Source organism: Vibrio sp. 10N.286.49.B3, from assembly GCF_002873395.1.
GTDB lineage: Bacteria > Pseudomonadota > Gammaproteobacteria > Enterobacterales > Vibrionaceae > Vibrio.
On the sequence record NZ_MCUV01000030.1, the window covers coordinates 998 to 22090 of the forward strand.

General features: G+C 45.9%; 18 protein-coding genes and 1 tRNA gene. 11 read left to right on the plus strand and 8 right to left on the minus strand.

Annotation, left to right across the window (positions count from 1 at the left end):
• Positions 1–59: 59 nt before the first annotated feature.
• A tRNA-Gly gene (locus tag BCU68_RS10780) sits at positions 60–135 on the minus strand.
• Positions 136–317: 182 nt separating this feature from the next.
• Complete coding sequence (orn, locus tag BCU68_RS10785; RefSeq protein ID WP_102564759.1) at positions 318–887, minus strand: oligoribonuclease; 570 nt, start codon at positions 885–887, stop codon at positions 318–320.
• Positions 888–987: 100 nt separating this feature from the next.
• Here orn and rsgA point away from each other — a divergent pair, with 100 nt between their 5' ends.
• From rsgA to BCU68_RS10800, 3 genes are all read left to right on the plus strand, one after another.
• A complete protein-coding gene (gene rsgA / locus BCU68_RS10790; protein ID WP_102564760.1) occupies positions 988–2043 on the plus strand; it encodes a small ribosomal subunit biogenesis GTPase RsgA in 1056 nt (351 codons plus the stop codon).
• 314 nt (positions 2044–2357) lie between these two features.
• A complete protein-coding gene (gene asd, locus BCU68_RS10795) occupies positions 2358–3251 on the plus strand; it encodes an archaetidylserine decarboxylase (RefSeq protein ID WP_102564761.1) in 894 nt (297 codons plus the stop codon).
• A 222-nt stretch (positions 3252–3473) separates the two neighbouring features.
• Positions 3474–4889, plus strand: a complete 1416-nt coding sequence (locus tag BCU68_RS10800) for an SLC13 family permease (protein WP_102564762.1) — start codon at positions 3474–3476, stop codon at positions 4887–4889.
• A 155-nt stretch (positions 4890–5044) separates the two neighbouring features.
• On the opposite strand, the gene BCU68_RS10805 is transcribed toward BCU68_RS10800, so the two are convergent.
• On the minus strand, positions 5045–5929 hold the full coding sequence (locus tag BCU68_RS10805) for a DMT family transporter (protein ID WP_102564763.1): 885 nt from the start codon (positions 5927–5929) through the stop codon (positions 5045–5047).
• Between the two features lie 29 nt (positions 5930–5958).
• Entirely contained in the window at positions 5959–6933 is a 975-nt protein-coding gene (epmA, locus tag BCU68_RS10810) for an elongation factor P--(R)-beta-lysine ligase (protein WP_102564764.1), read from the minus strand.
• 277 nt (positions 6934–7210) lie between these two features.
• Between epmA and frdA the strand changes: the two genes are divergently transcribed.
• The 5 genes from frdA to BCU68_RS10835 all read left to right on the plus strand — a co-directional run bounded on the left by frdA (position 7211) and on the right by BCU68_RS10835 (position 13409).
• Complete coding sequence (frdA, locus tag BCU68_RS10815) at positions 7211–9055, plus strand: fumarate reductase (quinol) flavoprotein subunit (RefSeq protein WP_102564765.1); 1845 nt, start codon at positions 7211–7213, stop codon at positions 9053–9055.
• Positions 9055–9813, plus strand: coding sequence for a succinate dehydrogenase/fumarate reductase iron-sulfur subunit (locus tag BCU68_RS10820; protein ID WP_102564766.1), 759 nt, complete (start codon positions 9055–9057; stop codon positions 9811–9813). The genes frdA and BCU68_RS10820 overlap by 1 nt, the downstream gene beginning before the upstream one ends.
• A gap of 2 nt (positions 9814–9815) precedes the next feature.
• Positions 9816–10199 (plus strand): fumarate reductase subunit FrdC, encoded by a 384-nt coding sequence (gene frdC / locus BCU68_RS10825; RefSeq protein ID WP_102564767.1) that lies wholly within the window; start codon positions 9816–9818, stop codon positions 10197–10199.
• Complete coding sequence (gene frdD, locus BCU68_RS10830) at positions 10189–10590, plus strand: fumarate reductase subunit FrdD (protein WP_347230768.1); 402 nt, start codon at positions 10189–10191, stop codon at positions 10588–10590. The genes frdC and frdD overlap by 11 nt, the downstream gene beginning before the upstream one ends.
• A gap of 263 nt (positions 10591–10853) precedes the next feature.
• On the plus strand, positions 10854–13409 hold the full coding sequence (locus BCU68_RS10835) for an Ig-like domain-containing protein (RefSeq protein WP_102564769.1): 2556 nt from the start codon (positions 10854–10856) through the stop codon (positions 13407–13409).
• A gap of 153 nt (positions 13410–13562) precedes the next feature.
• On the opposite strand, the gene efp is transcribed toward BCU68_RS10835, so the two are convergent.
• Positions 13563–14129, minus strand: a complete 567-nt coding sequence (gene efp, locus BCU68_RS10840) for an elongation factor P (RefSeq protein ID WP_102564770.1) — start codon at positions 14127–14129, stop codon at positions 13563–13565.
• A 32-nt stretch (positions 14130–14161) separates the two neighbouring features.
• Here efp and epmB point away from each other — a divergent pair, with 32 nt between their 5' ends.
• On the plus strand, positions 14162–15184 hold the full coding sequence (gene epmB, locus BCU68_RS10845) for an EF-P beta-lysylation protein EpmB (protein WP_102564771.1): 1023 nt from the start codon (positions 14162–14164) through the stop codon (positions 15182–15184).
• Between the two features lie 305 nt (positions 15185–15489).
• Here the strand turns inward: epmB and BCU68_RS10850 are convergent, their stop codons facing one another.
• From BCU68_RS10850 to BCU68_RS10860, 3 genes are all read right to left on the minus strand, one after another.
• Positions 15490–16053, minus strand: coding sequence for a phaC PHA synthase (locus BCU68_RS10850; protein ID WP_102564772.1), 564 nt, complete (start codon positions 16051–16053; stop codon positions 15490–15492).
• A gap of 208 nt (positions 16054–16261) precedes the next feature.
• Positions 16262–17908 (minus strand): chaperonin GroEL, encoded by a 1647-nt coding sequence (groL, locus tag BCU68_RS10855; RefSeq protein ID WP_102564773.1) that lies wholly within the window; start codon positions 17906–17908, stop codon positions 16262–16264.
• Positions 17909–17973: 65 nt separating this feature from the next.
• Positions 17974–18264, minus strand: a complete 291-nt coding sequence (locus BCU68_RS10860; protein WP_010433998.1) for a co-chaperone GroES — start codon at positions 18262–18264, stop codon at positions 17974–17976.
• A gap of 454 nt (positions 18265–18718) precedes the next feature.
• Here BCU68_RS10860 and BCU68_RS10865 point away from each other — a divergent pair, with 454 nt between their 5' ends.
• A complete protein-coding gene (locus BCU68_RS10865; protein WP_241901355.1) occupies positions 18719–19507 on the plus strand; it encodes a glycerophosphoryl diester phosphodiesterase in 789 nt (262 codons plus the stop codon).
• A gap of 243 nt (positions 19508–19750) precedes the next feature.
• Positions 19751–21091, plus strand: a complete 1341-nt coding sequence (locus BCU68_RS10870; RefSeq protein WP_102564774.1) for an MATE family efflux transporter — start codon at positions 19751–19753, stop codon at positions 21089–21091.
• Positions 21092–21093 lie beyond the last annotated feature (2 nt).

A 21093-nucleotide genomic window follows, 5' to 3' on the forward strand; every position in this document is an offset into this window, starting at 1 on the left:
AAAGTACAATAGAAACTTATTGCCAACTTTTCTTTAAGACCGAATCTTAACAAAAAAATTGGAGCGACACACGAGGTTCGAACTCGTGACCTCAACCTTGGCAAGGTTGCGCTCTACCAGCTGAGCTAGTGTCGCAATCTAAATCGTCTTTCGCCGTTTAGGGGTGCGAATTATAAGAGCATTTTTTTGTGATGCAAGTCATTATTATAAAAAACTTGATCTTTTCTTTCGATCGATGAAAAAACGCACAAAAAACATCATTTAAACTAACAATGCGCTCAATAACAACACAGGCGCAAATTGACGTTATGGATCAATTAAATAGTAAAGATCGTCTGGCGGTAGTATTTTAGCTCAGCAATTGACTCGCGAATATCATCTAAAGCCAAATGTGTGCCACTTTTCTCAAAACCATCTAATACTTCTGGCTTCCAACGACGAGTTAATTCTTTTAATGTGCTGACATCAACATAACGGTAATGGAAGTATTCTTCTAACTCAGGCATATGCTTGTAGAGAAAACGGCGGTCTTGACCAATACTATTACCACAAATTGGAGATTTACCTTTAGGAACCCACTGCTCTAAAAATGCGATGGTTTGCTCAATCGCCATTTGCTCAGTCACTTCACTTTCGCGAATGCGTTTCACTAAACCACTGTTAGTATGGGTTGTAGTACACCAATCATCCATTTTTTCCAGTTCACTTTCTGGTTGATGAATGGCTAAAACCGGTCCTTCAGCTAAAATATTCAGCTCACTATCAGTAACGATAGAGGCAATTTCGATAATTTTATGCGTCTCAGGATCTAGGCCTGTCATCTCTAAATCGACCCAAATTAAATTTTGGTCGTTAAAAGAGGTATTATCACAAGAAGATGAAGACATAATTTACGCTGCCTATTTGTTTGTCGCTAAAAGAGGTACTATACCCAAAATAGCGAATCCAACCAAAGTGGTTTGACGTTTTAAGGTTAAAAATACTATTGTGGCTAAAAAAAAGAAGCTAACTAAAGGTCAGGTACGACGCGTTCGTAGCAACCAAAGCAAACGACTGAAAAAAGAAGAAACCGTGCAGTGGGATGAAGCCATGCTCGGTGAAACGAAGAAAGGGCTAGTCATCACTCGTTTCGGTCAACATGCCGATATCGAAGATCTAGAGACCGGTGAAGTTCAACGCTGTAATCTGCGTCGTGGGATTGAAAGCCTCGTTTCTGGCGATCGCGTTATTTGGCGCGTCGGTCTTGAGTCTATGACTGGCATTTCTGGTGTCGTTGAAGCGGTAGAGCCTCGCACTTCAATGCTAACTCGTCCTGATTACTATGACGGTCTAAAAGCGGTAGCAGCGAACGTAGACCAAATGGTGATCGTCTCTGCTGTCTTGCCTGAACTGTCACTCAATATCATTGACCGTTACCTTATTGCCTCAGAAACGGTAGAAATTGCCCCACTGGTTGTGCTCAACAAAGTCGACTTACTCACGCCAGAGCAAATCGAAGAGTATCAGCAACGCCTGAAAGTCTACGAAAAGATTGGCTACAAAGTACTGCTTGTGAGTAAAGAGTCTGGCGCAGGCATTCCAGAGCTAGAGAAAGAGCTAAAAGATCGTATCAATATCTTTGTTGGACAATCGGGCGTAGGCAAATCAAGTCTCGTGAATGCATTGATGCCAAGCTTAGAAATTGAAGAAGGGATTGTTTCTGAAACTTCAGGGCTAGGTAAACACACCACAACGGCTGCGCGTTTATATCACTTCCCATCAGGCGGTGATTTAATTGACTCACCTGGCGTACGTGAGTTTGGTTTGTGGCACTTAGAACCTGATGAAGTGACAGAAGCCTTCACAGAATTTCGCCCTTACCTAGGTGGTTGCCGCTTTAGAGATTGCAAACACATCGACGATCCAGGCTGTATTTTACGTGAAGCGGTAGAAAAAGGGGATATCAGTCGTACCCGTTTTGATAACTACCACCGCATCATTGAAAGCATGGTAGAAAACAAAGCGAATCGACAATATTCACGCAACAAAAAAGCGGATCTTTAACGCGACCGTAAAAATATCAATAAGCCAATAGCGATTAATGCTGAGTAAGTTAAGTGGCTGGTAGCAATATGAATGTGATGAAGCAGAGATTAATGGGCATGGATGCCCATTACTAAGCGAACAGGGATGTCTTGAGCGCTCTGTGTAATTACCTTCATATTGTTCAAACTAACTTGCTTGTCTATGATAACTATTGGCTTTATCGCACAAAAAAATCGCGCCAAAGGTAAGAAAAGCTGACAATCGAGATAGTTTTCAGTACCATCCGCGCCCTCATTTTATGAACTTATAGCGAAGAATCGGAATTGACACTCATGGATAAAATTAAAATTGCCCTGCAATACTGTATTCCACAACACGGACTTACTCGTTTAGCAGGTAAATTTGCCGCTGCGAAAGCTGGTCGTCTAACTACTGCGGTTATCCGTTTGTTTATCAAGCAGTACAAGATCAATATGAACGAAGCACTGCACTCTGATCCTGCTCACTTCAAAACATTCAACGACTTCTTTGTACGTGAATTGAAAGAAGGCGCACGCCCAATCGCACAGGAAGAGACCATCATCACTCACCCTGCTGACGCTTGTACTAGCCAGTTTGGTGCGATTAAAGACGGTTGCCTGATCCAAGCAAAAGGTCATAGCTACACAGCACAAGACCTACTTGGTGGCGACGCAGCACTAGCAGAAGAATTCCAAGACGGTGAATTTGCAACACTTTACCTATCGCCAAGTGACTACCATCGCGTACACATGCCATGCACAGGTACTCTACGTCAGATGATTTACGTACCAGGTGACCTGTTCTCAGTAAACCCACTGACCGCTGAAAATGTTCCGAACCTATTTGCACGTAACGAGCGTGTTGTGTCGATTTTCGATACCGAGTTTGGTCCAATGGCACAAGTTTTAGTTGGCGCAACCATCGTGGGTAGCATCGAACAAGTTTGGGCTGGCACTGTCACACCGCCACGTGGTAATACGGTTTATAAGTGGAACTACCCTGCTGAAGGTGACAAAGCGGTTATCTTACAAAAAGGCGAAGAAATGGGTCGCTTTAAACTGGGCTCTACCGTCATTAACCTATTTGCTAAAGATGCCGTTGAATTTGATAGCAGCATGCAAAATGGCATTGATACCGTAATGGGTACCGCTTACGCACATAAAAAAGTTATCACTGAGTCGACAAAAGAAGAATCAGCAGAATAACCTCGAGTGACTCAGTAATGGGCATACCTGCTATGCCCATTTACAGCGATGCCCATTCACCTCCCCTGCTTTATTGATTAAAAACAAACCAAGTTCAAGTTTCCCCGATAAATCCCTGCGAGATATCAAAATTCAAACCCCTCTCTAAGTACTTATTTCATTTCTATTTTATGCTATTCAAATCGTCTGTTCGATCCGATTTAATCATGAGGTAGTTACGTTATGCATAACATCAATACCGGACTTATCATTCGGTTGTTTATCAGTTTTGCCATCCCCTTGGCGGTTTTATTTGTACCTATCGACCTTATGCCCATTGACGATCTCACCGTAATTCAGCATCGTTTATTAGCCATCTTTTTACTCGCTGCTCTGTTGTGGGTGCTGGAACCCGTACCCGTTTTTGCTACCTCCATTTTGATCATCACCTTGCAACTGATCATGATATCCGACAAAGGCCTCCACTTTTTCCGCGCACCGCAATCTGGTCATGATTTTGGCGAGATGATGCTTTATACCGACATTTTCAGTGCCTTTTCGTCTCCGATCATCATATTATTCATGGGTGGCTTTGCCCTTGCGATTGCCGCTTCCAAGTATGAACTCGATAACAACTTAGCTCGGGTGCTACTTAGACCCTTTGGCCACCAGCCACGATTTATCATGCTCGGATTAATGCTAATCACTGCCGTTTTCTCGATGTTCATGTCAAATACTGCCACCACCGTCATGATGCTGGCACTGCTAGGACCAATCGTAGCCTCCGCACCTAAAGGCGATTTAGGTATCAAAGCGCTGGTGTTATGTATTCCCATCGCGGCCAACACCGGGGGGATCGCCACGCCAATTGGTACGCCACCCAATGCGATTGCTCTACAATATTTAACCGGTGAAAACAGCATCGACTTTCTTTCTTGGATGATGATGGGCTTACCGTTTGTGATGATCCAATTGACCATCGCTTGGTTCTTACTACAGAAGCTTTTCCCAGCAACACAAAAAGAGATGACGCTAAAATTAGGTGGCGAGTTTCAAAAGAATTGGCGCGCGATCGTGGTATACATCACCTTCGGCATAACCATTTTATTGTGGATGACAACCCAAATACACGGCATGAACACCTATGTGGTCGCCGTGATCCCACTGGCGGTTTTCACCTTAACCGGCATCATGAGAAAGGAAGAATTAAAGCTCATTAACTGGGATGTGTTATGGCTGGTTGCCGGTGGTATTGCGATTGGTATTGGCTTAGATAAAACCGGTTTAGCCTTAGCTCTGGCGCACGCTATCAACTACGAAGCACTTTCGCCTCTGTCGGTGGTGCTCACCCTCTCTATTGTCTGCTGGTTAATGGCTAACTTTATGTCCAACACAGCAACAGCGAACTTATTGATGCCTATCGCTGCAGCTATTGGTGCTTCAATGGAAAGCCTCGCCGTTGTCGGGGGTCTACAAGGATTACTGGTCGTTGTCGCGTTCTCGGCATCGCTCGGTATGATTTTACCTGTCTCGACACCACCGAACTCTCTCGCCTACTCAACAGGTTTAATTGAGAGTAAAGACATGGCGAAAACTGGCTTAATCATGGGTATCATCGGGCTTATCATCGTCTACATCGCCCTGTGGTTTATGACGTAAATGCGTAACTCTAAGTTTTGCAAACGCGTAACTCTAAGTTTCTTAATTACATATGTTCTTAATAAGAGCTTAAGGGTTTCGGTATATCTGCATTCACAATAGGGATGCAATGGAGCAGACATCAATAAACATCGATGCCTGCTCCATCAATAAATCTAAACTAAAAACGCCACACCACTGACCGCCAATATCGCGCCCAGCCATGCATAACGATTCGGTCTTTGCTTAGTATAAATCCACAATAACGGCAGAAGCATAATCGGTGTCGTGGAAGACAAGAGTGCCACCATCCCCACATTCCCTTCCTGCAGAGCATACAAAATCAACGTCATCCCCACTGCCATCGCAAGAAAGCCATTCAATCCCGTTAGCAAAAAGATACGCAGGTTAATCTTCTTGGTCGGCAAAGAGACTTTCGCCCCAGTACAGCGCAACAATGAGTGAGCCACAAAAGCACCAATCATACGAATCGCAGAAGCCGCAACAGGGTCTATCGACGTCAACATCACCGGCTTAGCAATAATCCCGCCCATCGCCTGACATAACGCTGCCAACAAACCAAAGCCCACGCCAATCCATACCTTACCACTCACCTTCTCAAGCGCTTGATTCGCATTCGATTTACGTCCAAAGAAAATCGCCGTCACCACGCCTGCAAACACCAGAATCGAGCCAATAAACTCCATGCCCGACAACGTTTCACTAAACAACAAGTAACCGAGCAACACCGAAAACACAGCATGACAAGAAAACAGCAAACCCGCCTGACGTGGCCCCATACGATTCATACAGGCAAACAGCGCCGTATCACCAATGAAAATCCCCACCAAGCCCGACAACACCATCGGCATCACCAAGGCAGATTCAACCGTCGACCAACCACCCGTGATCCACGCCATCGTACTCAATATCAACGCCGTACAACCCATACGCCAGCGACTATAAGCAAACGTCCCTAAATGACGTGCCAACGTCACCGACATCAAACTCGTCACGCCCCAAATAAACGCCGACGCCAACGCTAGCCATTCATAGCCCATTATCAATAATCCATTTTATATAAAAAAAACTAAGCACGCGGAAAAGGAAACGCCGTCACCTGATCAATATGATCGCAACCTAACGCCAGCATCACCAAGCGATCAATCCCCAACGCAACCCCAGCACAAGTTGGCAAACCTGCTTCCAATGCCGCAATTAAATGGTGATCAATGGGCTGCGCACTCAAGCCCATTGCTAAGCGTTTGTCATTATCTTGCTCAAAACGGGCTAACTGCTCTTGCGGGTTATCAAGTTCATGGAAACCATTAGCAAGTTCGATGCCTTTAAAATACACCTCAAAGCGATCAGCAACGCGGGGATCATCACTATTGATCTTCGCCAGTGCCGCTTGAGAGGCAGGGAAATCATAAACAAAGGCAGGCACTTGCTGACCAATCTTCGCTTCAACACCCACACTAAACAGCAGCTGCAATAACGTATCACGATCCGTTTCAGGCTCAGCAATATCACTCAACCCTAACGTAGCAGCCACCGCTTTTAACTCCGCCATCGACGCTTCTAACGGACAAACCGCCAGCACCTCAATAAACGCCTGCTGATAAGTCATGCGCTGTGCTTGCCCACACTGCATCACCAACTGTAGCAACTGATCCATCTCATCCATCAGCGCATGGTGATCAAAACCGACACGATACCACTCCAACATCGTGAACTCCGGATTATGGTAGCGACCGTTCTCCTCATTACGAAATGCCTTCGCGATTTGATAGATACAACCGCTGCCTGCTGCCAATAAACGCTTCATGTGAAATTCAGGGCTAGTCATAAAGTAGACCTGCTTACCTTGCGCGTATTCCGGTCCAACAAATTCACTTTGGAAAGTATGCAGATGAATATCCGTCACCGTTGCATGGCTCATCGCTGGCGTTTCAACTTCAAGAACATCACGCTCAAAAAAGAACTGACGGATGGTGCGGATCAATGTGGCACGTTGCTTAATCTCAGCAATCGAAGCGGCTGGTTGCCATACAATAGGGTTCATAAAAATTCAGGCGTTAGAAAATGTAAAAGGATTCTACCTTGCTGGCTAAAAAAACCAAAATGGAGCGTGATTTTTATCACATTAAATAGAATAAAAAACATTCACTAACGAAATAGATAAGAAAAGCTTAGTCATATCAATTTTTTATATACAGCCCTGTTGGTAATATGAAAGCATACTACTTAAGTCGTAGTTGACGGTCAGTTATACCATCGCTGACTGCGCTTAATTATTTTTTAGCGGAACACTCCGCACCCACACCAACTGGAGGATAACTGTGAAAACAATAACCACAGATATCGCGGTCATCGGCGCTGGCGGCGCTGGTCTTCGTACTGCTATTGCAGCAGCTGAAGCGAATCCTGATTTAGAAGTTGCTCTGATCTCAAAAGTTTACCCAATGCGCTCGCACACCGTAGCCGCTGAAGGTGGCTCGGCAGCAGTGATCAAAGAAGAAGATAGCTTAGACAATCACTTCAACGATACCGTTGGTGGTGGTGACTGGTTATGTGAACAAGACGTCGTTGAATACTTTGTAAAAAACTCAACGCGTGAAATGATTCAAATGGAACAGTGGGGCTGCCCATGGAGCCGTAAAGAAAATGGCGACGTTAACGTGCGTCGTTTCGGTGGTATGAAGGTCGAACGTACCTGGTTCGCAGCAGATAAAACCGGCTTCCACATGCTGCACACCCTATTCCAAACCTCAATGAAGTACAGCCAAATCAACCGTTTTGATGAGTATTTCGTGGTTGACCTATTAGTTGAAGATGGCGAAGTTCAAGGTCTGATTGCTATTCATATGGCAGAAGGTGAGCTGATCACCATTAAAGCCAAGTCGGTGGTTCTTGCGACAGGCGGCGCGGGTCGCGTTTACAACACCAACACCAATGGCGGCATCGTAACAGGCGATGGTATGGCAATGGCGTATCGTCATGGTATCCCACTGCGTGACATGGAGTTCGTTCAATACCACCCAACAGGTCTACCAGGTACGGGCATCTTGATGACAGAAGGTTGTCGTGGTGAAGGCGGCATTATCGTCAACAAAAATGGCTACCGTTACCTACAAGATTACGGCATGGGTCCTGAAACGCCGGTCGGTGAGCCGAAAAACAAATACATGGAACTGGGTCCTCGTGACAAAGTATCCCAAGCCTTCTGGCACGAGCAGCAAAAAGGCAACACCATCGACCACCCACTTGGCGATGTGGTTCACCTTGACCTGCGCCACTTAGGTGAAGAGTACCTACAAGAGCGTCTGCCGTTTATCTGTGAACTGGCAAAAGCGTACGTTAACGTTGACCCGGCGAAAGAGCCAATCCCAATTCGTCCAACGGTGCACTACACCATGGGTGGTATTGAAACGAACGGCGAATGTGAAACACGCATTAAAGGTCTCTTTGCGGTGGGTGAATGTGCCTCTGTTGGTTTACATGGTGCAAACCGTTTAGGCTCAAATTCACTGGCAGAGTTTGTGGTATTTGGTCGCGTTGCCGGTGAACATGCCGTGAAACGTGCCGAAGAATTTACCGGTTGGAATGATGAGTCCATCGACAAGCAAGTAAAAGCTGTTGAAGATCGCATCCAAGCATTGCTGGCTCAAGAAGGTGATGAAAGCTGGTCTGATATCCGTACTGAAATGGGTAAAACCATGGAAGCAGGTTGTGGTATCTACCGCCGTGAAGACCTCATGCAAGTCACTATCGATAAGATCACGGAACTAAAAGAACGCTACAAGCGCATTAGCATCAAAGATAAAGGCAAGGTCTTCAACACGGACCTACTTTACGCGATTGAAATTGGTTACGGTCTAGAAGTGGCTGAAGCGATGGCGCACTCAGCTATCCTACGTAAAGAATCTCGTGGCGCACACCAACGTCTTGATGAAGGTTGCCAAGCTCGTGATGATGAGAACTTCCTCAAGCACTCTCTGGCTTTCTACCAAGAAGATGCCGCACCAAGCATCGACTACAGCCCAGTAAAAATCACCAAGTCACAGCCAAAAGCGCGTCTATATGGTGAAGCGGCAGAGAAAGCAGCGGCAGCCGAAGCAGAGGCGGAAGCAAGCGCAGCACAAGAGGCGACAGAAAGTTCAAACTCAGCAGAGGAGCAGAAATAATGTCTACCACCCGAATTCAAAAAGTCGACATTCTGCGCTATGACCCAGCAAAAGATGAGCAGCCATACATCCAATCATTTGAAGTGCCATTTGATGACACGATGTCGGTACTCGATGCGATTGGTTACATCAAAGATCACTTAGATAAAGACCTGTCTTACCGCTGGTCATGTCGTATGGCTATCTGTGGTTCGTGCGGCATCGTGGTGAATAACGTACCGAAACTGGCGTGTAAAAGTTTCCTACGTGACTACCCAGATGGGCTTACGATAGAACCACTGGCTAACTTCCCAATCGAAAAAGATTTAATTGTTGATATGACGCCATTTATCGAGCGTTTAGAAGCGGTTAAGCCTTACATCATTGGTAACGACCGCACGCCAGAAGATGGACCAAACAACCAAACGCCAGCACAAATGGCAAAATACAAACAGTTCGCTGGCTGTATCAACTGTGGCTTATGCTACGCCGCTTGTCCTCAGTTTGGTCTCAATCCTGAATTTATCGGTCCTGCTGCCCTAACCATGGCGCATCGTTACAACCTCGACAGTCGTGACAATGGTAAAGCTGAACGTATGGCAATCATCAACGGTGACAATGGCGCATGGGGTTGTACCTTTGTCGGTTACTGTTCTGAAGTTTGTCCGAAAAATGTCGATCCTGCTGGCGCGGTTAACCAAGGAAAAATCGAATCATCGATGGACTTTGTCATTGCCATGCTAAAACCTGATGGTTCACCAAAGAAAGTGGAGAGCTAAGAATGAGCAACCGTAAACCTTACGTCCGTAGCGTCTCGCGCACTTGGTGGAAGTCGAACCCTTTCTACCGTTTTTACATGCTACGTGAAGCAACTGTACTGCCGCTAATCCTATTTACTCTGTTCCTTACCATAGGTTTGGGCAGTCTAGTAAAAGGTCCTGAAGCGTGGGAAAGCTGGCTATGTTTCATGGCAAGTCCAATCGTGATTGCCATTAACCTAGTCGCACTTGCCGGCAGTTTATTACACGCACATACCTTCTTTAACATGATGCCACAAGTCATGCCGATTCGTTTAAAAGGCAAACTTGTTGATAAGAAGATCATTGTTCTATCTCAGTGGGCTGCCGTGGCATTTATCTCACTTATCGTACTGATTGTGGTTTAAGGAGATCCTCGTGTCGAATAACAGTTTTAAGGTCAACAGAAATCCAAAACGTTCCGACGAGCCAGTATGGTGGGGACTGTTTGGCGCAGGTGGTAGCTGGTTTGCCATGATCACCCCTGTGACTATCTTTGTGCTGGGTATTTTAGTGCCGCTAGGGATTATTTCACCTGAAGCAATGAGCTACGATCGCGTTGCAGACTTTGCCACCAGCTTTATTGGTGCACTGTTTGTTATCGGGTCGCTCGCACTACCAATGTGGCATGCCATGCACCGTGTTCATCATGGTTTGCACGACATCAAAATCCACGTTGGTGTGGCTGGAAAAATTGTCTGCTACTTCATCGCAGCATTAATTAGCTCACTGGCTATCATCTTCGTTTTCATGATTTAAACGAGCGATAAACCAGTAGAAAACCCTCAAGGTCGGTACTCAGTATCGACCTTTTTATTTCTTGCTATATCCCCGCTAATCCACTCAATGAATACTCACTTGATATAAATGAAACAGACCAAGATCATTTATGGAACATCACTCCGTAATAAATTTTTTGCTTGGGTCAAGATCACAAATTTAGAGTTGGGAGACGCACTTATTTCTTGTTTAATAAAAAGATAAGTCTAGCTCAACACCCCCTTTAAAAAGAGAATAACATTGTGAAAAAGACCCAACTCACCCTGCTGATCACCAGCATGCTATCTGCCAGTGCAATGGCAAGTCACTACGATTGCACAAACTTAAACACCTGGAATAACAGCGACACATACAATGGTGGCGCAACCGTAGAACACCAAAATAACGCCTACCAAGCAAATTGGTGGTCACAAGGTTCAGCGCCAGATGCTAACTCAGGTCAGTGGCAAGAATGGTCACACCTTGGCGCATGTGATGATGGCAACGTCGAGCCACAACCACCAGTAATCACCATTACCTCACCAACACATGGCGGTCAATTTGCCCTAGCGAAACCGATTCTGTTGGCTGCCAATGTTGAGAGCAAAAACTCAGAAATCAGCCACGTTGAATTCCTTGTTGATGGTCAATCGGTAGGTAGCATCGAACAAGCGCCATACTCACTAGAGTGGACTCCAACACAAGAAGGCAGCAAGCTCATCACCATCAAAGCGACCAATCGCGATGAGATGAGTGAAGAGAGCCAAGTAACCATCAGCGTTATCGATTCAGAAGAAAGCTTACCACCAGAAGTCACCCTAACATCACCAACATCAGGCGAAAGCTTTAGTGAAGGCGATATCGTGGCGATTACCGCCGATGCGAGCAGCGAAGACAACAGCATCGAACGTGTTGATTTCTACCTAAACGACGCACTTATCGGCAGCGACAACAGCGAGCCTTACGAGTACCGTTGGACATCAACTGCGGGCTCTCATGCCGTTTACGCACAAGCTTTCGACCACGATGAGCAAAGCGCACGCACCCAATCTATTCGCTTTACCGTGAGTGGCAATGCACCAGGTGGCAGCTGTAAAACATTACCAAGCTACAACGAAGGTGATAGTTACGGGCAAGGCGAAGTTGTGGTAAACCAAGACAACCAATACAGCTGTCAAATTCCAGGCTGGTGTTCAAGCGCAGCATGGGCATACGAACCAGGTGTTGGCGCACATTGGGACAGCGCATGGCAACATGAAGGCGATTGTGGCGCAGCACCAGAACTAAGCTTCACTTCTCCAGGTAACGGCGAAACACTCTTAGCGGGCACGCCGACCGATATCGTGGTGAATGCCGTTGAAGGTGACTTTGGCATCAACAGCGTACAGTTCTTTGCTAACGATGAGCTTATCGGTGATGGCGTAGCAAGTGGTGATAACTACCAAATCGAATGGACACCGTTTGAGACTGGCAGCATCACATTAACAGCCATCGCAACCGACAATGAAGATGATAAAAGCACAGCCACTCAGCAAGTATCAGTCACTGACCAAGCGTTAGTGGTTGATATCACAAAACCAGCAGCAGGCTCACGTTTTAGCGTCGGTGCAACAGTTGGCTTAGAAGCGGATGTGAAATCATTTAGCGCAGACATTGAGAAAGTTGAATTCCTCATCAATGGTCTTGTGGTAGCAAGCGCAACTGAAGCCCCATTTAGCGCAGCATGGACAACAGAAGCCGCTGGCGATTACCAAATCCAAGCGAAAGTTATCGACAACAGTGGCGATGAAGAGCTATCGAGTGCGATTCCAGTTAGCGTGCAGTTAGTGGAAGAAAACCCACACAAACTAGTGGGTTACTGGCACAACTTTGAAAACGGTTCAACCTGCCCAATGAACCTAAGCGAGATCCCAAATGAGTGGGATGTTATCGATATTGCCTTTGCCGACACCACTATCTTCCAGCCAGGTCATAACGAATTTAACCTCTTTGCCGGTGATTCAAAATGCCCAGGTCTTGATGGCGATCGCTTCAAGCAAGACATCAAACAACTGCAAGCTGACGGTAAGAAAATCGTTCTCTCTCTTGGCGGCGCAGAAGGGACAATCATCCTCAACGACGATGCTTCACAACAAGCCTTCGTTGATAGCTTAACGGACATCGTTATCGAATGGGGCTTTGATGGTCTAGATGTTGATTACGAAAGTGGTTCAGGTCTGGTTAACGGCTCTGAAATCCAACAACGTCTGCCTGTCGCTTTACGTCAAATCCAAGACAAACTAGGTCGTGATCTTTACCTCACCATGGCACCAGAGCACCCATACGTGCAAGGCGGCTATGTCAGTATGGCGAACGGTACGGTTTGGGGCGCTTACTTACCACTTATCGATGATACGCGTGACATGCTAGACCTACTGCACGTACAACTGTACAACAATGGCGGTCTAGAACACCCATACGGCGGAACAGCGCCAGTGGGCAGCGTTGATATGATGGTGGCAGCGCAGAAAATGCTAGTGGAAGGATTTGAAACGGCTTACGGTCAAGGTCCATTCTTCGAAGGTTTACCTGATAGCCAAGTTTCTATTGGTCTACCATCAGGAGCAAAAGCGGCAGGTAGCGGTCAAGCAACCATTGAAAACACCAACAAAGCATTGGATTGCCTGATCTTAGGCACCAACTGCGACACCGTTGCACCCGAGTATAACTACGACAACTTCGGTGGTGTGATGTACTGGTCAATCAACTGGGATGAGTACTACAACCGTGCTTACTCTCAAGGCATTGGCGCAAAACTGCTTGAACTAAACCAACGCTAATCATCAAGATAACGAATGGTTATGGGTATCAATCGATGCCCATGATAAAGCAGACACAAAAAAACCACTGATTAAGTCAGTGGTTTTTTTATCGGTTAGCATTCACTCTTTTGTCAGCGCTGCAACCTAGCTACATCAATAATGCAGATGTAATTACTTTACACGACCAACGTATTCGCCAGAGCGTGTATCAACTTTAACAACTTCACCGATTGTGATGAATAGTGGTACACGTACTACCGCGCCCGTTGCTAATGTTGCAGGTTTACCACCAGTACCTTGCGTGTCACCCTTAAGGCCAGGATCCGTATCCGTCACTTCGATCTCAACAAAGTTTGGCGGAGTCACTGTGATAGGGTTATCATTCCATAACGTTAAAGTACAAACGTCATTTTCAATAAGCCATTTGCTCATATCACCGACCGCTTTAGTATCAGCAGCGATTTGATCAAATGTTTCATTGTTCATGAAGTGGTAGAATTCACCATCGTTGTATAGGTAAGCCAGTTCAATATCAATAACGTCAGCCAGTTCGAAGCTTTCGCCTGATTTGAATGTTTTCTCTAACGTTTTGCCTGACAGCAGTTTACGAAGTTTAACACGGTTAAACGCTTGGCCTTTACCAGGCTTAACGTATTCGTTTTCTAGAATTGAGCAAGGCTCGTTATCTAGCATGAATTTTAAACCGCCCTTGAATTCATTGGTGCTTACTGTCGCCATGATGTCCTCTTACAGATCTTGAGTTAATTTTAATGCCATCTATCATAACCCGAAAAGTCGAATCTGTTGAGCAAAACTGGCTCAAACAACTATCGAATGCGACCTCCGACCCGATAAAACTGCTTGAATGGTTAGAAATCGATGCTACACCATGGCAAGCAGGCTTTGCAGCTAAGCGTCTATTCGCTCAACGTGTGCCACAAAGTTTTGTTGATAGAATGGAAAAAGGCAACCCACACGACCCACTATTACGTCAGGTCTTGCCGTTAAGCGAAGAGTTTGAGGTTCACGAGGGCTATAATCATGATCCGCTAGAAGAGCAAGATAACGCCCTGCCTGGTCTACTGCACAAATACAAAAACCGCGCACTGATGATCGTCAAAGGTGGCTGTGCGGTCAATTGTCGTTACTGCTTCCGTCGCCATTTTCCGTATCAAGAGCACAAGGGCAGCAAAAGTGCATGGCAAATCTCTCTCGATTACATTGCCGAGCAACCCGATATCAATGAAGTGATCTTATCGGGCGGCGATCCACTGATGGCCAAAGACAGTGAGCTTGCCTGGTTAATCGAGGCAATCAGTGCGATTCCACACATTAAACGTCTGCGTATTCATAGCCGACTACCGGTGGTGATCCCCGATCGTATCACCGATGAGTTGGTCACTATGCTTGATCAAACACGTCTACAAGTGGTGCTCGTCACCCACATCAATCATGCCAATGAGATCCACCAGCCATTGCGCGATAGTCTGCACCGCTTGCGTATAATCAATGTGACTTTGCTTAATCAGGGCGTCTTTTTGAAAGGGGTGAATGATAGCGTCGCGGCGCAAGTTGATCTTAATGAAGCTTTATTTGCGGCTGGCGTTTTGCCTTACTATTTACACGTATTGGATAAGGTACAGGGCGCGGCGCATTTCTATATTAGTGACCAAGAAGCGAAAGCGATTATGGCCGGCGTGATGGAGCAAACCTCGGGCTATTTAGTACCGAAACTGACTCGTGAAATCGGTGGTAGAAAAAGCAAAACCCCACTCGACCTGCATCTTGAGTAACGGTTTATTGAGGTTTGGCGAATCATAGGTTGATGCGTTTATAGTTTGATAGTTTGATAGGTTGATAGGCGCAACATAGAGGTACTTACACAGACCGCTCAAGACATCCCTGTTCGCTCAATAAAGAACATCCATGTTCTTTAATGTCTGCTTCAGCACCTCTACATTGCTTAGCTAATCACGCCCTGTGACGAATGTATCGGACAAATAAAAACGCCTCAGCTGACAAAACCAACCGAGGCGTTTACGAATTAGGGTGACTCTACTAAACCATTTTGAATCACACTATTAAAGCGAGTAATGAACTACTTCGCGAAATTCACCAATGGGAAACACTTAAAGAAACCATTATCAGCACAGTTAATAAGACCAATTTGCACACCATCAATGTGGCTAGTCTTGTTAAATAGACCGAATTGGAAGTTCGACTTTTCCGAGAAGCTGACCACACCGACATCAGCCATCGTGTAGCCTTCCGAGTAGTTAACCATACTCCAGTTCAGACCATTAACGTCATTCGTCAGGTTCACCGCACCGAAGTTAACCCCCGTTGTTAGACCCGTATTCCAGTTCAATAGCCCTAGCGAAGCACCCTTCATTTCTTGGTTTACTTTCGAAGCACCTAAGAACAGACCAAAGTTAACCCCCGTTGTTCTATCCGTTTCCGACAAACCAATAAGAGAAAGATCCACACCCTTCACTTCCGATACTTGACCGTGCAGCGCAGAAACACGCAGACCAGCAACACTGCTATTGTTCGGTGCATTAAAATTATCGATAGAAGAGAACATCACTGGCGCAGATGCAGCCAACGCAAGTGGAGAAGCCATTGTTGCCGTAACCGCTAACACTGATAGTAATTTTTTCATTTAAAGCTCCATTATTTTTTTAGTTTTGACTGACTGATTATAGTAATAACCCATTAAATAAATTAACTAATTTTGTGATATTGCCTCATATTCTCATCGATAACACCAAAACCCACAGGCACAAAAAAAGCCGAAGACATCATATCTTCGGCTCTTTGATAACTATCTTTGGGAACAGAAATGTTCAGCTAGATAATGTGACAAATTATCACATCATCCCTCCCATTCCACCCATACCGCCCATGCCACCCATATCAGGCATAGAAGGAGCAGAATCTTGAGGCTTGTCAGTGATCATCGCTTCAGTTGTGATCATAAGACCCGCTACCGATGCTGCGAACTGAAGTGCGCTACGAGTTACCTTAGTTGGATCTAGGATACCCATAGCAATCATGTCGCCGTATTCGCCAGTCGCAGCGTTGTAACCGTAGTTACCTTCGCCAGCGCGAACATTGTTAGCAACAACAGACTCTTCATCGCCCGCGTTCTTAGTGATTTGACGAATTGGAGATTCCATCGCACGTAGCGCAACACGGATACCCACGTTTTGCTCTTCGTTGTCACCTTCAAGACCAGCAACTTTAGAAGCCGCGCGGATAAGTGCAACACCACCACCAGCAACCACACCTTCTTCAACCGCTGCGCGAGTTGCGTGTAGTGCATCTTCAACGCGGTCTTTCTTCTCTTTCATTTCAACTTCAGTTGCTGCGCCAACTTTAATGACCGCAACGCCGCCAGCCAGTTTAGCGACACGCTCTTGAAGTTTCTCTTTATCGTAGTCAGACGTTGCATCTTCGATTTGTTGACGAATTTGAGCAACACGACCTTGAATCATCACTTCTTCACCCGCACCATCGATGATAGTCGAGTTCTCTTTAGTGATAGAAATACGCTTAGCTTGACCTAGGTCTTCTAGCGTTACTTTCTCAAGGTCTAGACCGATCTCTTCAGAAATAACCGTACCGCCAGTTAGGATAGCGATATCTTGTAGCATAGACTTACGACGGTCACCAAAACCAGGAGCTTTAACCGCTGCCACTTTAACGATGCCACGCATGTTGTTCACAACAAGAGTTGCAAGCGCTTCGCCTTCTACGTCTTCTGCAATGATAAGCAGTGGACGAGAGGCTTTTGCTACTGCTTCTAGCGTAGGAAGTAGTTCACGGATGTTCGATACTTTCTTGTCGATAAGCAGAATGAATGGGCTTTCTAGATCAACAGAACCCGCTTCTTGGTTGTTGATGAAGTAAGGAGACAGGTAACCACGGTCAAACTGCATACCTTCAACAACGTCTAGCTCATCTTGTAGAGCCTGACCTTCTTCAACAGTGATAACACCATCACGGCCAACTTTATCCATCGCTTCAGCAATTAGGTTACCAACCGTTGAATCAGAGTTCGCAGAGATAGTACCGACTTGTGCGATAGCTTTAGTATCAGCACATGGAACAGATAGCGCTTTAAGCTCTTCAACTGCAGCGATAACCGCTTTGTCGATACCGCGCTTAAGATCCATTGGGTTCATACCAGCAGCAACGGCTTTTAGGCCTTCAGTGATGATAGCTTGAGCAAGAACTGTCGCTGTTGTTGTACCGTCGCCCGCTGCATCATTTGCTTGCGAAGCGACTTCTTTAACCATTTGTGCGCCCATGTTTTGGAACTTGTCTTCAAGCTCAATCTCACGTGCAACAGAAACACCATCTTTAGTAATGGTTGGTGCGCCAAATGATTTATCTAAAACAACGTTACGACCTTTAGGACCTAATGTTACTTTTACTGCGTCAGCCAGAACGTTTACACCTTCTAGCATCTTAATACGTGCGTCATTACCAAATTTAACGTCTTTAGCAGCCATCTTTATTTTCCCTTTAAAATTCTTTTTTAGTTCGAGTTAAAACGAATTACTCAACGAGTGCTTGATTACTCAACAATAGCCATGATGTCATTTTCAGACATGATTAGGACTTCTTTACCGTCGATTTTTTCAGTCTTAGTACCGTAACCTTCGGCAAAGATAACCGTGTCGCCAACTTTAACGTCTAACGGCTGAACAGAACCATTTTCTAAGATGCGGCCTTTGCCAACAGCTAGAATAATGCCGCGAGTAGATTTCTCAGCAGCAGAGCCAGTTAGCACAATGCCACCTGCCGATTTTGATTCAACTTCTTGGCGTTCAACAATTACTCGGTCGTGTAAAGGACGAATGTTCATTGGGTCGTCTCTCCTGATTAGGTTAATCCATAAATTTGATAAATACCGATCGCTCGGCTTGTTATACATATGTTGGGGATCATCATGACAATCCCAAGGGGCAAGCGGCTAAAAAGTGTGATTAATTTAACGAAAATCGGAAAAATACCAAGCTTTGAACAAAGATCTACACTGTTAGAGAGCCGTGATAATTTCAGTCAATCAATCTGTCATCAAAACGTTTAAAAATTGTCATCTAGCGCGTTTATGATGCCGGTACATTTTGCCAAACCTTTAAGTTATATCAGTCAAAAAGCGGACTGATTAGCAATATGGATGCGATGGAGCAGACATCAATGGGCATGGATGCCCATTGCTAAGCGAACAGGGACGTCTTGAGCGGTCTGCGTAATCACCTCCATATTGTTGTTCAAAAGTGATTTAGATTGGTATTCATCATAAAAGAGCTGTCGTTATGAGCCAGATTACTATGACCAACGCAACTGAAAAAACCGTGTTTGCCCACCGTGGCATGTCGTCACTTGCTCCAGAAAACACCCTCGCTGCCTTCAAACTTTGCCGTTCACATGGCATCAAATGGCTTGAGTGTGATGTCGATATTCTGGCTGATGGCACCGTCGTTATGTCGCACGATGACACCTTCGATCGCTGCACCGACCACAGCGGCAGTTTATACGTAGCCAACAAAAACGATCTCGACAACATTGACGCTGGCTCATGGTTTAGCGATGACTTCATTGGCGAAAAAGTCCCAACCCTAGAACAAACCATCGCCCTTGCCAACGCAGAGCAGATCAACCTCAACATCGAAATCAAATCCTGCACCGCGGGCTGGGCAATGACCGACGCTCTGATCAACAACGTCATCAGCGCCATCGAACAACTCGATCCACAACGCAAACTGATCGTCTCAAGCTTTAACCACCTAGCACTGGCTGAATTCAAACGCCGCTGCCCACACATCGCCGTCGCCTGCCTATTTGAACGTGGCGCACTGCACGATGATTGGCTCTCTATCCTACAAGCTTGCCAAGCCGACTATATCCACCCAGAAAATAGCACCTTAACTCGCGAGCAAGTCCAAGCCTTCAAAAACGCAGGCTACAAAGTCAACGTCTACACCGTCAACAACCTCGCCCGCGCCAACCAACTCTTCAACTGGGGCGTCGATGGCATCTGCACTGACATCGCACAAAACTTCCCAAGCAAATATAAATTCCAAACTCCAAACTCAGTGAGCTAACAATATGGATGTAATGGAGCAGACATCAATGGGCATGGATGCCCATTACTAAGCGAACAGGGACGTCTTGAGCGGTCTGCGTAATCACCTCCATATTGATAACGACCCAGCATCATGAAGCATAGACTCTAACTAACTAATTAAATTAACAAACCACTTAGTTAGACATAAAAAATAGGCGTCATATCAGATATGGAGTATGCTGAATATCAAGTGGCATACTTCGACTCGATAAGGTGTTAGATGGACGACAAACATGGCTTATTAACCGCCCCGATTGGCCAAGTACTACGCCAAAAAACCATCCCAATGGTCATCGGCATGGTCGCCATCTTAATGTTTAACCTCGTCGACACCTTCTTCATCTCACTGCTCGGAACCCACGCCCTCGCCGCCATCAGCTTCACCTTCCCTGTCACCTTTGCCGTCAACTGCATCACCATGGGCATAGGCGTCGGTATCTCCACCTGCATAGGGCGTCTACTCGGACAAAAAAAAGGTCCCGAAGCCGCACGTATGACCACGCATGGGTTAATTCTCGCACTGTTGCTAGTGATCATCGCTTCGAGTATTGGACTTGCCACTATCGATCCCCTGTTTCGATTACTCGGTGCTAGTGATGAGCTATTACCTTTGATCAACCAATACATGGTGGTGTGGTATCTGACGATTCCTCTGCTGGTGATCCCCATGACCAGCAACAGCGCCATCCGAGCCACGGGAGACACCGCAACGCCGGCGAAAATTATGATGTTATCGGGGCTGATCAACGGCATTCTCGATCCCTTATTGATCTTCGGTTACGGACCTTTCCCTGAACTTGGTATTCAAGGCGCAGCGATTGCCAGTGGCGTTAGTTGGTTAGGCGCTCTGATGGCGTCGATTTATGTGGTGCGTATTCGTGAGAAGTTGATCGCCCTACCTGATCTGAAAAAGATGATCAGCGACTGGAAGCCTATCTTGCACATCGGTACACCAGCAGCGCTTTCTAATGCGATGAGTCCGTTATCTGGTGCGATTTTGATGATGATGTTGGCGTCGCATGGCACCGCTGCGGTTGCGGCCTATGGTGCAGCACAACGGGTTGAATCGATTTTATTGTTGGTGTTGATGTCGTTAACGTCGGTGCTGTCTCCGTTTATGGCGCAGAATTTTGGTGCTAAGAATCCTCAACGTAGTTTTGATGCTCTGTTTTTGTGTATGCGTTTTTCGGTGGGTTTTCAGCTGTTGGTTTTTCTGGTGATGGTGCCGTTGAGTATTCCTCTGGCGGCGCTTTTTTCTCAGGAGCAAGAGGTGCAAAGTCTGCTGTGGCACTATTTGCTGTTTGTACCGTTTAGTTATGGTTTGTTGGGGATTTTGATGATGCTGACCAGTGCGTTGAATGCGATGCATAAACCGTTGCAGGCGTTTGTTTGGAGTTTTATGCGTTTGTTTGTGTTTATGTTGCCGTGTGCTTGGATCGGGAGTCAGTGGAATGGGATTGAGGGGTTGTTTGTTGGTATTGCGGTGGGGAATATTGTTGGTGGATTAAGTGGGGTGGTATATGCGAGAAGGGTTTTTCAGGGTAGAAAGTTAGAAAGTTAGAA

Coding starts and splice junctions, on each gene's coding strand:
- epmB (WP_102564771.1), top strand. CDS start 14,162: ATGCCATCTATCATAACCCGAAAAGTCGAATCTGTTGAGCAAAACTGG.
- BCU68_RS10820 (WP_102564766.1), top strand. CDS start 9,055: ATGTCTACCACCCGAATTCAAAAAGTCGACATTCTGCGCTATGACCCA.
- orn (WP_102564759.1), bottom strand. CDS start 887: ATGTCTTCATCTTCTTGTGATAATACCTCTTTTAACGACCAAAATTTA.
- BCU68_RS10865 (WP_241901355.1), top strand. CDS start 18,719: ATGAGCCAGATTACTATGACCAACGCAACTGAAAAAACCGTGTTTGCC.
- efp (WP_102564770.1), bottom strand. CDS start 14,129: ATGGCGACAGTAAGCACCAATGAATTCAAGGGCGGTTTAAAATTCATG.
- BCU68_RS10805 (WP_102564763.1), bottom strand. CDS start 5,929: ATGGGCTATGAATGGCTAGCGTTGGCGTCGGCGTTTATTTGGGGCGTG.
- BCU68_RS10870 (WP_102564774.1), top strand. CDS start 19,751: ATGGACGACAAACATGGCTTATTAACCGCCCCGATTGGCCAAGTACTA.
- asd (WP_102564761.1), top strand. CDS start 2,358: ATGGATAAAATTAAAATTGCCCTGCAATACTGTATTCCACAACACGGA.
- groL (WP_102564773.1), bottom strand. CDS start 17,908: ATGGCTGCTAAAGACGTTAAATTTGGTAATGACGCACGTATTAAGATG.
- BCU68_RS10800 (WP_102564762.1), top strand. CDS start 3,474: ATGCATAACATCAATACCGGACTTATCATTCGGTTGTTTATCAGTTTT.
- epmA (WP_102564764.1), bottom strand. CDS start 6,933: ATGAACCCTATTGTATGGCAACCAGCCGCTTCGATTGCTGAGATTAAG.
- BCU68_RS10860 (WP_010433998.1), bottom strand. CDS start 18,264: ATGAACATTCGTCCTTTACACGACCGAGTAATTGTTGAACGCCAAGAA.
- frdC (WP_102564767.1), top strand. CDS start 9,816: ATGAGCAACCGTAAACCTTACGTCCGTAGCGTCTCGCGCACTTGGTGG.
- BCU68_RS10850 (WP_102564772.1), bottom strand. CDS start 16,053: ATGAAAAAATTACTATCAGTGTTAGCGGTTACGGCAACAATGGCTTCT.